This is a genomic window from Micromonospora sp. NPDC049201 (assembly GCF_055586805.1).
The window spans coordinates 197,473-210,334 of record NZ_JBVJHM010000003.1 but is presented as its reverse complement, the minus strand read 5'-3'; the positions used below and the strand labels follow the sequence as shown (position 1 = coordinate 210,334).

At 75.7% G+C, this 12,862-nt stretch carries 11 protein-coding genes and 1 pseudogene; 7 read left to right on the top strand and 5 right to left on the bottom strand.

All coding sequences use genetic code 11. From position 1 onward, the window contains the following. Window positions 1–54: 54 nt before the first annotated feature. The gene (locus tag ACZ6O5_RS08085) at window positions 55–1,944 is read left to right on the top strand and encodes an endonuclease/exonuclease/phosphatase family protein (RefSeq protein WP_465975341.1); all 1,890 of its coding nucleotides are present in this window, start codon (window positions 55–57) and stop codon (window positions 1,942–1,944) included. 88 nt (window positions 1,945–2,032) lie between these two features. On the opposite strand, the gene ACZ6O5_RS08080 is transcribed toward ACZ6O5_RS08085, so the two are convergent. The 3 genes and pseudogenes from ACZ6O5_RS08080 to cofC all read right to left on the bottom strand — a co-directional run. Next, window positions 2,033–2,914 carry an NUDIX hydrolase gene (locus ACZ6O5_RS08080; RefSeq protein ID WP_465975339.1) on the bottom strand — a complete coding sequence of 294 codons (882 nt, stop codon included), beginning with the start codon at window positions 2,912–2,914 and terminating at the stop codon, window positions 2,033–2,035. A 40-nt stretch (window positions 2,915–2,954) separates the two neighbouring features. Then, the gene (locus ACZ6O5_RS08075) at window positions 2,955–5,267 is read right to left on the bottom strand and encodes an RNA degradosome polyphosphate kinase (RefSeq protein ID WP_465975337.1); all 2,313 of its coding nucleotides are present in this window, start codon (window positions 5,265–5,267) and stop codon (window positions 2,955–2,957) included. A 278-nt stretch (window positions 5,268–5,545) separates the two neighbouring features. Beyond that, window positions 5,546–6,166 (bottom strand): annotated as a pseudogene (gene cofC / locus ACZ6O5_RS08070) (2-phospho-L-lactate guanylyltransferase); the annotation flags it as partial. Between the two features lie 96 nt (window positions 6,167–6,262). Between cofC and ACZ6O5_RS08065 the strand changes: the two are divergent. From ACZ6O5_RS08065 to ACZ6O5_RS08045, 5 genes are all read left to right on the top strand, one after another. Further along, window positions 6,263–6,988, top strand: a complete 726-nt coding sequence (locus tag ACZ6O5_RS08065; protein WP_465975335.1) for a lysophospholipid acyltransferase family protein — start codon at window positions 6,263–6,265, stop codon at window positions 6,986–6,988. Further along, window positions 6,985–7,992, top strand: coding sequence for an NAD(P)H-dependent glycerol-3-phosphate dehydrogenase (locus ACZ6O5_RS08060; RefSeq protein ID WP_465975333.1), 1,008 nt, complete (start codon window positions 6,985–6,987; stop codon window positions 7,990–7,992). Before ACZ6O5_RS08065 ends, ACZ6O5_RS08060 begins: the two co-directional genes overlap by 4 nt. Further along, window positions 7,989–9,107: a cystathionine gamma-lyase gene (locus tag ACZ6O5_RS08055; protein WP_465975331.1), complete on the top strand. Its 1,119-nt coding sequence runs from the start codon at window positions 7,989–7,991 to the stop codon at window positions 9,105–9,107. Before ACZ6O5_RS08060 ends, ACZ6O5_RS08055 begins: the two co-directional genes overlap by 4 nt. Window positions 9,108–9,292: 185 nt before the next feature. Next, on the top strand, window positions 9,293–10,084 hold the full coding sequence (locus ACZ6O5_RS08050) for a putative protein N(5)-glutamine methyltransferase (RefSeq protein ID WP_465975329.1): 792 nt from the start codon (window positions 9,293–9,295) through the stop codon (window positions 10,082–10,084). Window positions 10,085–10,166: 82 nt separating this feature from the next. Further along, window positions 10,167–11,186 carry an ROK family protein gene (locus tag ACZ6O5_RS08045; protein ID WP_465975904.1) on the top strand — a complete coding sequence of 340 codons (1,020 nt, stop codon included), beginning with the start codon at window positions 10,167–10,169 and terminating at the stop codon, window positions 11,184–11,186. Between the two features lie 56 nt (window positions 11,187–11,242). Here the strand turns inward: ACZ6O5_RS08045 and ACZ6O5_RS08040 are convergent, their stop codons facing one another. Together ACZ6O5_RS08040 and ACZ6O5_RS08035 are read right to left on the bottom strand one after the other, a co-directional pair. Then, entirely contained in the window at window positions 11,243–11,440 is a 198-nt protein-coding gene (locus ACZ6O5_RS08040) for a DUF397 domain-containing protein (RefSeq protein WP_107156132.1), read from the bottom strand. A 4-nt stretch (window positions 11,441–11,444) separates the two neighbouring features. Beyond that, window positions 11,445–12,290, bottom strand: coding sequence for a helix-turn-helix domain-containing protein (locus ACZ6O5_RS08035; RefSeq protein ID WP_281935775.1), 846 nt, complete (start codon window positions 12,288–12,290; stop codon window positions 11,445–11,447). A 275-nt stretch (window positions 12,291–12,565) separates the two neighbouring features. Here ACZ6O5_RS08035 and ACZ6O5_RS08030 point away from each other — a divergent pair, with 275 nt between their 5' ends. Next, window positions 12,566–12,790 (top strand): hypothetical protein, encoded by a 225-nt coding sequence (locus ACZ6O5_RS08030; RefSeq protein ID WP_465975326.1) that lies wholly within the window; start codon window positions 12,566–12,568, stop codon window positions 12,788–12,790. Window positions 12,791–12,862 lie beyond the last annotated feature (72 nt).

The following is a 12,862-nucleotide window of genomic DNA, read 5'->3' as shown; positions in this document are numbered from 1 at the left end:
CCGGCCCGCAGAATCGCCGTGCCGAAACCCCCTCGGTCACGAGAAGAGGCGCCCGTGCGGCACCGTCACCTCTCCACCGTCGCGCTCGCCCTGGGCGTCGCGGTCTTCCTGGACGTCCTGCGGGTCTGGCTGCCGTCGGTCATCACGCTCTTCGGCCGCGCCGCCGAGACACCCGCCGAACTGCTCGGCGCGTTCGCGCTCGGCTGGTTCCTGCTCGCGCTGGCCGCGCCCACCGTGGTCCGTCGGCTCGGCACCCGCCCGGTCGGCCTCGCCGCGGCCGGCGTGCTCGCCGCCGCCCGGCTGGCGCTCACCGCCGCGCCCGGTGGCGGCGTCCAGCTCTGGCTCGCGTGCGCCGGCCTGCTCGCCGGACTGACCTGGCTCGCCGCCACCGCCGCCCGCGTCGACCGGCCGGTGCCCGGGCTGGCGCTCGGCCTGGCCGGCGCCGCCGCCGGGCACGCGTTGCTCGGCACCGAGGATCTGGTCTGGCGCGGCGGCGCGCTCGGCTGGACGCTGAGCGTGGCGCTGGTGGCGGCGTTCCTGGCCGCGACCGTGCCCGCGCCACCGCCCGGCGCGGCGCCGGGGGAGCCGTCGGCGGCCGGCCGCCGGGCGTGGCTGCTCTGCGGCCCGGCACTGTTGCTGGCCAACCAGATCGCGCTCGCCCCGGCGGTGTGGGCGGCAGCCTCGGGTGTCGGCCCGGCCGGCTTCCCCGGTCTGTCCCGCGCCCCGGTCGGCGTCGTGCCGTGGGGCGCGTCGGCGGTCGCGCTGTTCCTGGTGACCGCGCTGTACCGGCCCCCGGCCCGGTTGGCCCGGCCGGCCCGGGTGCTCTGGCCGGTCGCGCTGTTCGCCGGGGCGGTGCTGTTCGCCGCCGGGCGGCTCGGGCCGGCGTACCTGCTCACCGCCGCCGGCCTCGGCGGCTGCCTGGCCGCCACCGACACGGCCGCGCCCGGCGGCGACGTCCCGCCCGAACGGGCCGCGACGCGGCGCGGTCGGGCTGCGGTCGGCGGGATGGTGGTCTTCGCGGCGGCCACGGTCGCCTACTACGCCGCCTACGACCTGGGGTACCCCAACGGGTGGGTGCCGGTCGCCACGGCGCTCCTGGTCGGCCTGGTGGCCGTTGCCGGGCCGTCCTGGTCACCGACGGAGCTGTCCGGGCGGGCCCGGCGGTGGAGTGTGGCCGCGCTGGTGCTGGCGACCGGGCTCGTGCCCGTGTTCCACCACACGCCGCTGTCCGCCCCGCGGCCCGGCGTCGCGCCGGCCACGGTCCGGGTGGCCGCGTACAACATCCGGATGGGGTTCGGCCTGGACGGCCGGCTGGACCTCGACGCGGTGGCCCGGGCGTTGCGCGGGGCGGACGTGGTGCTGCTCAGCGAGGTGGACCGCGGGTGGTGGCTCAACGGCGGCCACGACACGGTGGCGTTGCTGGCGGCGCGGCTGCGGATGCCGTACGTCTTCGCGCCCGCCGCGGACCCGGTCTGGGGCGACGCGGTGCTCAGCCGGTTTCCGGCGCGCTCCGGTCGGACCCGGCCGCTGCCCGCGCACGGCGCGCCGACCGGCGCGCAGGTCCTCGGCGTCACGCTCGACCTCGGCGGGCGGGAGCTGGCCGTGGTCGCCACCCACCTGCAACCGCCGCCCGGCCGGGACCCGGTGGAGCAGGCCCGCGAGGCGGCCAGGTTCGCCCGCGGGTACGCGGCCGGCCGGCCGCTGGTGCTCGGCGGTGATCTGAACACCGAGCCGGCCGACCCGGCGTTCGCCGAGTTCACCGGCGTCGGTCTGGTGGACGCGCTGGCCGTGGCCCGACCGCTGCGGACCAGCCCGGCCGACGACCCGCGGACCCAGATCGACCACGTCTTCGTCTCGCCGGGCGTGACCGCCGTCGAGGCGCGCGCCCCGCGCACCGAGGCCAGCGACCACCTCCCGGTGCGCGTCACCCTCGCGCTGCCCTAAGCCGCCGCCGCCCGCCGCCCGCCGTTTGCCGCCCGCTTGGTGAGAAGGGGCCCCTTCTATACCGGAGGCGTTAACAGGGGGCCCGGCCTTACAAGCGGTCGGGGAGGAGGAGACGGTCGCCGGCGAAGGGGAGCAGCCAGCCGCCGCCCTTGGCGGTGGCGAAGTCGTCGGCGCGGCCGGTGAGCCGTTCCAGCGCGCCCGGGATCACCTTGCCCTGGCTGCACACCGCGACCGGCTCCCCGGCGGCGGCCAGCGCGGCCAACCGCGCGGCGGCGGCCAACGCGCACTCCTCGGGCTGCTGGCCCGGCCCCGGCTCGTCCAGGTCGCCGCAGACCTCGATCGGCAGGTCCAGCCGGGCCGCCGCCGGGTCCAGCGTCTGCACGCACCGGCGGGCCGAGGCGGAGAGCAGGCGGGCCGGGCGGACCAGGGCCACCAGCGGCACCAGCGCCCGCGCCTGGGCCCGCCCCTCGGCGTCCAGCGGCCGGGAGGTGTCCGGACCGGACCAGGTGCCCCGCTTGCCGGCGTGCGCGTGCCGGACCAGCAGCACGGTCGCGGTGACCGGCGGCAGCGCCGCGAACGCGGCGATCACCTCCGCGTCGTGCGGGTAGCTGACCCGGCGGGCCGCCGCGTCGACCGGGAACCAGGCCACGTCGTCCACCTCGGTGCCGGGCTGGAAACCGCCGCTGCCGACCGCCCGCATCGACCACCAGTCGACCGCCTTGGCGCGACCCTCGCTGCGGTAGCGGACCGTGGGCAGGCGCACCTGCGGCACCGCCCGCACGTCGGTCTCCTCGGCCACCTCCCGGACGGCGGCCGCCAGCGGGTGCTCGCCGGCGTCCAGCTTGCCCTTCGGCAGCGACCAGTCGCCGTAGCGGGGGCGGTGCACCAGGCAGATCTCGACACCGCCGGGGCCGGGGCGCCAGACGACCCCGCCCGCCGCCCGGATCCGCACCGGCTCGTCGTCGCTCATCCGATCACCGTATGCCCGCCCGCCGCGTGTCGCGCGCCGCTCAGTCCGCCCGGCCGCCGACCCGACGCAGCAACAGGTCCTGGAGATGGGTCGACGGGGTGTCGCCGTCGCCGTCGCCGGTACGCCGGTGCCAGGTGCCGTCCGCGGCCAGCTCGAACGCGTCCACCTCGGGATCGAACGCGGCGGCCAGCACGTGGTCCAGCTCGGCGCGGGCCACCGGGTCGCTCACCTGCACCAGCGCCTCGACCCGGCGGTCCAGGTTGCGGTGCATCAGGTCGGCCGAGCCCATCCAGAACTCGGCGTCGCCGTTGTTGCCGAACCGGAAGATGCGGGAGTGCTCCAGGAACCGGCCGAGGATCGACCGGACCCGGATGTTCTCCGACAGCCCCGGCACGCCCGGCCGCAGCGTGCACATGCCCCGGATCAGCAGGTCCACGTGCACGCCGGCCCGGGACGCCCGGTAGAGCGCGTCGGTGATCTCCTCGTCGACGAGCGCGTTCACCTTGAACTGCACCAGGCCCGGCATGCCCAGCCGGACGTGCTCGATCTCCCGCTCGATCCGTTCGATCAGGCCGCTGCGGATGCCCTGCGGCGCGACCAGCAACCGCCGGAAGGCCGTCTGCCGGCTGTAGCCGGTGAGCACGTTGAACAGGTCGGTCAGGTCGGCGCCGATCTCCGGGTCGGCGGTGAGCATGCCGAAGTCCTCGTAGAGCCGGGCGGTCTTCGGGTGGTAGTTGCCGGTGCCGATGTGGCAGTAGCGCCGGATCTGGTTGCCCTCCTGCCGCACCACCAGGGCGGTCTTGCAGTGCGTCTTCAGGCCCACCAGGCCGTAGACCACGTGGCAGCCGGCCCGCTCCAGCGTGCGCGCCCAGCCGATGTTGGCCACCTCGTCGAAGCGCGCCTTCACCTCGACCAGCACCACCACCTGCTTGCCGGCGGCGGCGGCGTCGACGAGCGCGTCGACGATCGGGGAGTCGCCGCTGGTGCGGTACAGCGTCTGCTTGATGGCGAGCACGTTCGGGTCGGCCGCGGCCTGCTCGACGAAGCGCTGCACGCTTGTCGCGAACGAGTGGTACGGGTGGTGCACCAGCACGTCCCCGTCGCGCAGGGTGGCGAAGACGCTGCGCGGCACCTCGCCCTCGGTCAGCCGGGGATGGGTGGCCGGCACGAACGGCCGGTCCTTGAGGTCGGGGCGGTCGGCCTCGCCGTACACCTGCCAGAGCGCGGAGAGGTCGACCAGGCCGCGGACCCGCAGCACGTCGTGGTCGTCCATGTCCAGCTCGCGGACGAGCAGCTCCAGCATGTGGTCGGAGATGGAGGCGGCCACCTCCAGCCGCACCGGCGGGCCGAACCGGCGCCGGGCCAGTTCCCGTTCGAGCGCCTGGAGCAGGTCCTCGTCGCGGTCCTCGTCGACCTCCACCTCGGCGTTGCGGGTGACCCGGAACAGGTGGCACTCGACCACCTGCATGCCGGAGAAGAGCTGGCCCAGGTGGACCGCGATGAGGTCCTCCACCGGCAGGAAGCGGACGCCGGGCCGGTCCCGGGCGACCCGGACGAACCGGGGCACGTTGTTCGGCACCTTGACCCGGGCGAACAGCTCGGAGCCGCCGTCCGGGTCGCGCACCGAGACGGCCAGGTTCAGCGACCGGCCGGAGATGTAGGGGAACGGGTGCGCCGGGTCGACCGCCAGCGGGGTGAGCACCGGGAAGATGTGCTCCCGGAACCAGGTGCGCAGCCGCTCCCGCTCGGCGTCGTCCAGCTCGCTCCAGCGCAGGATGCGGACGTCCTCCTCGGCGAGCCGGGGGAGCACGTCGTCGACGAAGCAGGCGGCGTGCCGGGCGACCAGGTCGGCGGCCTTCTCGGTGATCAGGTCGAGCTGGGTGCGCAGCGGCAGCCGGTCGCCGCCGCGGACCGGCAGGCCGGCGGAGAGCCGGCGCTTCAACCCGGCCACCCGCACCATGTAGAACTCGTCCAGGTTCCCGGCGAAGATGGCCAGGAACTTCGCCCGCTCCAGCAGCGGCGTCCGGGGGTCCTCGGCGAGCGCGAGCACCCGGGTGTTGAAGTCGAGCCAGGACAGCTCCCGGTTGAGGAAGCGGTCCTCCGGCAGCGGCTCCGCGGCCGGCGGCTCGTCCCGCGCGCCGGTCCCGGCGATCGGTCCGGGCCCCTCGACCGGGTCGAGCGGCTCGTCCAGCCCGGTGGCGCCGGCCGCGTCCGGGTCGGCCCCGAGGCGCTCCTCGGGCGGCCGGGACGGCCGGAACCGCCCGTCCGCCCCGCGCGTCGGGCGGCCGTTGCGGGGCGTGCCGGGGTCGAGGATGGGCGGCGGACCGTCGGAGTGCTCGCGAGGGGTGCTCACCACCCCATGATTCCCTGACGAGGGTGAACGGAAAATGAACTCGACCAGGTTGTTCAGGCCATCGTCGGCAATGTCACCCGGGTGACCTCGCCGGTCGCGTCCCGTTCCACGCGCACCCGCTGCCCGAGCCGCAGCAGCCGCAGCCCGGAGGCGTCGAAGGCGCGGGCCGGGAACGCCAGCTCGGTGCCGTCGTCGAGCAGCAGCACGCCGCTGCGCGTCGACGCGTCGTAGGTGGCCACCGTGCCCTGCATGCCAGCACCGTACCGGACCGGGTCGCCGGCGCGGTCCAGCAGCGCGCCGGTGCGCGGCCCCAGGCCCAGCCCGGCGGCGGTGGCCAGGTCGGCGGCGGTGTCCACGTCCCGCCGCAGGCTGGGCCAGTCGCCGGCCAGCGGCAGCGCGCCGCCGGCCGCGTGCGCACCGGCCGAGCCGGGCCCGAACGCCGGCGCCAGCGGCACCCCGGGCGGTGTGGCCAGCAGCACCGTGCCGCTGCCCGGGGCGTCGGCGACGAATCCGCGTACTCCCTCGGCCGCGCGCAGCGCCGCGGCCAGCTCGGCCGGGCGCAGCGCCGGCAGGTCCGCGGTGAGGGCGGCCACCGGGACGCGCGGCCCGGCCACCGCGGCGCCGTGCCGGAAGGCGGCGTTGAGCCCGCCGGCGGGATCGCCCGCGACCCGGGCGCCCGCCGCGGTCACGGTGGCGGTCACCCGCGGGTCGTCGGTGACCACCAGCACCAGCCCGACCGCCGGGCAGGCCAGCGCCGCGCGCACCGTGTCGGCCGCCAGGGCCAGCGCCAGCTCCTCATGGGGTACGCCGGGCAGCGCGCCGCGCAGGCGGCTCTTCGCCACCCCGAGGTGCTTCACCGGCGTGACCACGGTCCAGCTGGGCTCAGGCACACCGACCATCCTGCCAGCGCGGCCGGCGGTACCCTCACTGGCCGGACCGGTGGCGAGCAGGCATGATTCTTCCCCGGGGCGCGTGGGGCGGAACGAGGAGGCACTGTGGCACCGCGGAGGCTGGGATTCTGGCAACGGTTCGCCGTGGTGCTGGTGAAGCCGGTGTTGACCGTCTGGACCCGGCGCACCTGGCGGGGCATGGAGCACCTGGGGGGCGACGGCGGCATCATCATCGTGCCCAACCACATCTCGCACGCCGACCCGCTGGTCTCCGCGCACTTCATCTACGACGCCGGGCGCTGGCCGCAGTTCCTCGGCAAGGCGAGCGTGTTCCGGGTGCCGGTGATCGGCTGGATCCTGCACCGGTGCAAGCAGATCCCGGTCGAGCGGGGCAGCGTCGAGGCGGTCAAGTCGCTGGACAAGCTGATCGCCGCGCTGGACGACGGAGGCGCCGTGGTGATCTACCCGGAGGGCACCACCACCCGGGAGCCGGAGCTGTGGCCGATGAGGGGCAAGACCGGCGCGGCCCGGCTGGCGCTGGCCACCGGCGCCCCGGTGATCCCGGTGGCCATGATCGGCCCGGAACGGATGTTCGACCCGCGCACGGCCCGGTTCGGGCTGCGTCCGCGTACGCCGGTGACGGTGGTCGCCGGGCCGCCGGTCGACCTGGGCCGGTGGGCGGGCGCCACGCCGACCCGGCCGATCCTGGAGGAGATGACGGACACCATCATGCTGCGGATCCGGGACCTGGTCGCCGAGATCCGGGGCGGCACACCGCCGCCGCTGTGGCAGCGCCCGGCCCGCACCGGCACCCCGGAGGTCTCCGAATGAGCGGGCACGTCGCGGTGCTGGGCGCCGGTTCCTGGGGGACCGCGTTCGCCAAGATCCTCGCCGACGCCGGGCGGGACGTGACGGTGCTGGCCCGCCGCGCCGCGGTGGCCGAGGCGATCCGTGACGGGCGGCGTAACCCGGAGTACCTGCCGGACGTGCGCCTGCCCGAGCGGGTCACCGCCACCGGCGACGCCGCCGAGGCGATCCAGGGGGCCGAGGTGGTGGTGCTCTCGGTGCCCTCGCAGACGCTGCGCGGCAACCTCGCCGAGTGGACGCCGTACCTGGCCCCCGACGCCACGCTGGTGTCCCTGATGAAGGGCATCGAGCTGGGCACCACCAAGCGGATGAGCCAGGTGATCATGGAGACGGCCGGGGTGCCGGCGGACCGGGTGGTCGTGGTCTCCGGGCCCAACCTGGCCCCGGAGATCGCCGCCGAGCAGCCCGCCGCCACCGTGGTCGCCGGCACCGACAGCCGGCGTACCGCGCTGGTGCAGGCGTCGATCCGGACGCCCTACTTCCGCCCCTACACCAACGACGACGTGATCGGCTGCGAGCTGGGCGGCGCGGTGAAGAACGTGATCGCGCTCTCCTACGGCATCGCCACCGCGATGGGCTTCGGCGACAACACCCGCGCCATGCTGATGACCCGTGGCCTGGCCGAGACCGCCCGGCTGGGCGTGGCGCTCGGCGCCGACCCGATCACCTTCGCCGGGCTGGCCGGCATGGGCGACCTGGTCGCCTCCTGCTCGTCGCCGCTGGCCCGCAACCGCACGTTCGGCGAACACCTGGGCCGGGGCGAGACGCTGGAACAGGCCCAGGCGGCCACCCGGCAGACCGCCGAGGGCGTGAAGAGCTGCCTGGCCATCCGGGACCTGGCCCGGGCGCACGGGGTGGAGATGCCGATCACCGAGCAGATCGAGCGGATCTGCCACGAGGGGATGGACCCCCGCCTGGCCGTGGACGCGCTGATGAGCCGCACCGCCAAGCCGGAGTCGTACGAGTGAGCGCGGGCTGGGGGGACGGCACCCGCAGCGTCCACGCCGGCCTGCCGGAGGCGGTGCCGGGCCAGCCGTTCCTGCCCGGCCCGGTGTTCGCCGCGCCGTACCACCTCGACCCGTGGCGCGGGCCGGCGGCGGCGCCCGACGGGTACGGGCGGCCGGACAATCCCACCCGCCGGCTGCTGGAGTCGGCGATCGGCGAGCTGGAGGGCGGGGAGTGCCGGGCCTTCGCCAGCGGCCAGGCGGCCATCACCGGGCTGCTGCTGGCCGTGCTGCGTCCCGGTGACACGGTGCTGCTCCCCGCCGACGGCTACTTCCCGGTGCGCGCGTTCGCCACCGACACGCTGGAGCGGATCGGGGTGCACGTCGTCCTCGTGCCGACCGCCGGGCCGTACCCGTCGTTCGACGACGTCCGGCTGGTGCTGCTGGAGACGCCGGCGAATCCCGGCCTCGACGTGGCCGACGTGCCGGCGCTGGCCGGGGCGGCGCACGCCGCGGGCGCGCTGCTGGCGGTGGACAACACCACCGCGACGCCGCTCGGGCAGCGCCCGCTGGACCTCGGCGCGGACGTGGTGGTGGCCTCCGGCACCAAGGCGCTCACCGGCCACTCCGACCTGCTGCTCGGCTACGTGGCGACGCGCGACGCCGCGCTGCGCGACGCGGTGACCGGGTGGCGGACCACCACCGGCGGGGTGCCCGGCGCGTTCGACTGCTGGCTGGCCCACCGCTCGCTGGCCACCGTCGACCTGCGGCTGGCGAGGCAGACCGCCAACGCCGGGGCGCTTGCCGACCTGCTCGCCGGCCGGCCGGACGTGACCGGCCTGCGCTGGCCGGGGCGGCCGGCGGACCCGGCGTACCGGGTGGCGTCGACGCAGATGCGGCGCGTCCCCGGCGTGCTCTCGTTCGACCTGGGCGACGCCGACCGGGTGGCCCGGTTCCTCGACGCGTCCCGCCTGGTGGCGGCCGCCACCTCGTTCGGTGGGCTGCACACCACCGCCGACCGGCGGGCCCAGTGGGGCGACGACACCGCGCCCGGCTTCGTCCGGCTCTCCTGCGGCATCGAGGACGCCGCCGACCTGGTCGCCGACGTGGCCGCGGCGTTGGACGCCGCCGCGCGCTGACGTGCCGGGCTGACGGCGGGCCGACCGCTGGGCTATCGTGACGGGCAGCCACGGCCCGTGCGGCCCCGACGCGAGGAGGTGAGTCCGATCCACCAGCAGAGGACCGGCGCTCCCTCCGAGTCCGTGTCGCCCCGGGTCTGAGGCGGCGCCGGGGGCGCCGACGAGCGTTCCCCGAGAGGCTTGCCATGGCATCCACCGTGTTCACTCCCGACCGTCCCGCCCTCGTCCGCCGGCTGCGTGCCGCCGGTTGTGTCTTCGCCGAGGACGAGGCGGATCTCCTGATCGCCGCCGCCGACTCGGCCGACACGCTGACCCGCCTGGTCGACCGTCGCGTCGCCGGCCTGCCGCTGGAGCACCTGCTCGGCTGGGCCGAGTTCTGCGGGCGGCGGATCGTCGTCCAGCCCGGCGTGTTCGTGCCCCGGGGGCGTACCGCGCTGCTCGTCGACGCCGCCGTGGCGGTGACCGGGCCGGCACCGGCGGTGCTGGACCTGTGCTGCGGCTCCGGTGCCGCCGCCGTGGTGCTGCACGACCGGCTGGCCCCACGCTGGTTGGGCGCCGCCGACGTCGACCCGGTGGCGGTGGCCTGCGCCCGGCGCAACCTCGACCCGCTGGGCGTGCCGGTCTACCAGGGTGACCTGTTCGCGCCGGTGCCGGCGCGCTGGCGCGGCCGGCTGGACCTGGTGGTGGCGAACGCCCCGTACGTGCCGAGCGACGCGGTGGCGATGATGCCGGCCGAGGCGCGGCTGCACGAGGCGCCGGTGGCGCTGGACGGGGGCGCGGACGGGCTGGCGGTGCTGCGCCGGGTGGCCGCCGGCGCGGCCGAGTGGCTGGCCCCGGGCGGGCACCTCGCGGTCGAGGTGAGCGAGGAGCAGGCACCCGCGCTCTGCGCCGTGTTCACCGCCGCCGGGCTGGACCCGACGGTGGTGCGCGACGAGGAGTGGGAGGCCACCGCCGTGACCGCCCGCCGCCCCGGCTGACGTCGCCGTGGCGGGTGGGCCGGTCGGGAACTAACCTCGGCTCAGACTCGACGGCGAGGCGGTGGCGGTGGGCGGCACAGGAATGCCGGTGGTGGTGGGGCTGGACAACGGCGGCACGAGCAACAACGCCACCGTGCTGACCGTCGACGGCCGGTTCCTGGTGGACGGGCTGCGCGAGATCCCGAGTGAGGTGGGCGACGGCCCGGAGGCGGCGGTCGAGGCGCTCGCGCGGGCGTTCGACGGGGTGCTCGCGGACACCGGGGTGCCCCGCGAGCTGGTCCGCGCGGTCGGGCTGGACACGCCCGGCCCGGCCAGCGCCACCGGGGTGATCTCCTCGCGCGGGTCGACCAACTTCGCGCAGCCCGCCTGGCGCGGCTACGACGTGCGCAGCGCGCTGGAGCGGCGGCTCGGCCTGCCGGTGGTGTACGCCAACGACGGCAACGCCGCCGCGCTCTACGCCCACCACGTGCACTTCGGCGCGGACGCGGCGGCCCGCTCGTCGGTGTCCGCCATCGTCGGCACCGGCCTCGGCGGGGGTGTGGTCGAGGCCGGCCGGGTGGTCGGCGGCGCGGCCGGCATGGCGGGCGAGTTCGGGCACGTGCACATCCCGCTGGACGGGCTGCTCGAACCGGGCCAGCCGGTGCCGGTCTGTGCCTGCGGCTTCGCCGGGGACGCGGAGAGCGTCGCCTCGCTCACCGCCATCCGGCGCAACCTGCTGCCGTACTGGCTGGCCCGGCAGCCGGAGCATCCGCTGGCGGCGGAGGAGCCCGGCCGGGCGGCGAAGCTGCTCCGCGACCTCGGCGAGCGGGGCGACCCGTTGGCCCGTCAGGTGTTCGGCCAGCAGGCCCGGGCGCTGGGGCGGTTGTTCACCATCGCGGCGAACTTCACCGACCCGCACGCGTACTTCGTCGGTGGCGGCGTGGTGGAGGCCGCGCCGGAGTTCCGGGACTGGTTCCTCGCCACCGTCGCGGAGCACACGGTGCTCCGCGAGGAGCAACGCGCGGTGGCGACGTTCGCGCTGGTGCCCGACCGTGACATGGCCGGCGCGCGGGGCGTCGCGATCGCCGCCCTCGATCGGGTGAAAGGCGGGGCCCCCGCTTAACGTCTTCGGTAGAGGCGGGGGCCCCGCTTAACAGCGCCCGGCGCGGCGCGGTGTCGTCAGGCGCGGGGCGGCGCGGCGGTGAAGGCGGCCCAGGCGGCGGGCGGGAACACGAGCACCGGGCCGGTCGGGTCCTTGGAGTCGCGGACCGCGACGGTCTCCGGCAGCGGCGCCATCTCCACGCAGGCGCCCTCGTCGCCGCTGTGGCTGCTCTTGCGCCACCGCGGCGTCGGGTGGCTGGGGGTCGTGCCGTTCATTCGGTCACCTCTCGTTGAGCAGACGGAGGAGCTGGTCCCGACTGGCCGCCGGGCTCAGCGCCACGGTCCGCAGGTGCTCCATGATCTTTGTACAGGTACGCAGGTCGCCCGGCCGGTCCAGGACCATCTGCCCGGCGACGGTCTCCACCGACGCGATGATCGGGTCCTCCGGGTCGGCGAACTCCAGGATGTGCAGGGAACCCCGGGTGCCCCGGTGGTAGCCGGCGGAGAGCGGGATCACCTGCACCGTGATGTTCGGCAGCTCGGTCATCTTGAGCAGGTGCTGGAGCTGGCTGGCCATCACCGCCCGGCCGCCGACCGGGCGCAGCAGCGCGCCCTCGTCGATGATGGCGTCGAGGATCGGCGGCTCCGCCGCGGTGATCCGCTGCTGGCGGTCCAACCGCAGGTGCACGCGCTGTTCCACCTGCTCGTCGCTGAGCGTGTGCGGGCCGCCGCGCATCACCGCCCGGATGTAGTCGGCGGTCTGTAGCAGGCCCGGCACCACCGACGGTTCGAAGTTCGCGATGCCGGTGGCCTCGGCCTCCAGCGCGATGAAGTCGATGGTGCGGCGGTCCAGCAAGTACGAGTAGGACACCCACCAGCCGGGCTTGCGGGCGTCCTTGGCCAGTTGGACCGCCGCGGCGATCTCGTCGGGTCCCACGCCGTAGCTGGTGAGCAGCGCGCGCACGGTGGCCGGGCTGATCAGCGTCTGGGCGTTCTCGTAGCGGGACAGCGTGCTGCGGGTGCTGTTGATCTCGTCGGCCGCGGTCTCCAGCGTGAGGCCGGCGGCCTCCCGGTGGGTTCGCAGGGCGATGCCGAGCCGTCGGGCTCGGGCGGTCTTCGGCGCCATGTATCGATGGTCTCATATCCGGTGGGAAAATGGGCATGAGAGAAAGCCGATGAGAGTTGCATTCACGCCCGTCCACCTGTCAATCTGTGATGGCGTCCTCACCACCGGTTGTCGTGGCGACGGTGGTGGTGAGCGACCGGAGGGGATGGGGTGCGCGGCGGTCGGGTTTACTCCCCCACGACCCGATCGCCGCGTGCCCCTACCCGGTCCGCCAGACGGGGAGGAATCGCGATGACGGTGACGGCCTGCCGCCCCGGGGGCGGGGGTGGCCCGGAATGACCCGGTTCCTCGTGGTCCTCACCGACGTACGCCCCACCAACGGCCCCGGACGCGACGAACGGACCAGCCCGGAACGACGTCGGCAGGTGGTCGGCGCGAGCAGCCGGGAGGCGGCCGACCGGATCGCCGGCGCGTTCATGGCGCTGGGCATGGTGCGGGCCGGCCGGCAACGGGTCAAGGTCATCGCGGTCGGTCGCCGGCTCCGGCAGCCGGCCACCTGAACCACACCGGGCCCGACCCCGTGGAGGCGGCAACGGGGGTCGGGGAGCCGGGCGGCCGACGGCAGGTCCCGC

What these genes read in the sequence shown, in the direction of transcription:
- ACZ6O5_RS08035 (WP_281935775.1), bottom strand. Translation starts at nt 12,290, where the DNA reads ATGGCGCCGAAGACCGCCCGAGCCCGACGGCTCGGCATCGCCCTGCGA.
- ACZ6O5_RS08040 (WP_107156132.1), bottom strand. Translation starts at nt 11,440, where the DNA reads ATGAACGGCACGACCCCCAGCCACCCGACGCCGCGGTGGCGCAAGAGC.
- ACZ6O5_RS08050 (WP_465975329.1), top strand. Translation starts at nt 9,293, where the DNA reads ATGGCATCCACCGTGTTCACTCCCGACCGTCCCGCCCTCGTCCGCCGG.
- ACZ6O5_RS08030 (WP_465975326.1), top strand. Translation starts at nt 12,566, where the DNA reads ATGACCCGGTTCCTCGTGGTCCTCACCGACGTACGCCCCACCAACGGC.
- ACZ6O5_RS08045 (WP_465975904.1), top strand. Translation starts at nt 10,167, where the DNA reads ATGCCGGTGGTGGTGGGGCTGGACAACGGCGGCACGAGCAACAACGCC.
- ACZ6O5_RS08080 (WP_465975339.1), bottom strand. Translation starts at nt 2,914, where the DNA reads ATGAGCGACGACGAGCCGGTGCGGATCCGGGCGGCGGGCGGGGTCGTC.
- ACZ6O5_RS08060 (WP_465975333.1), top strand. Translation starts at nt 6,985, where the DNA reads ATGAGCGGGCACGTCGCGGTGCTGGGCGCCGGTTCCTGGGGGACCGCG.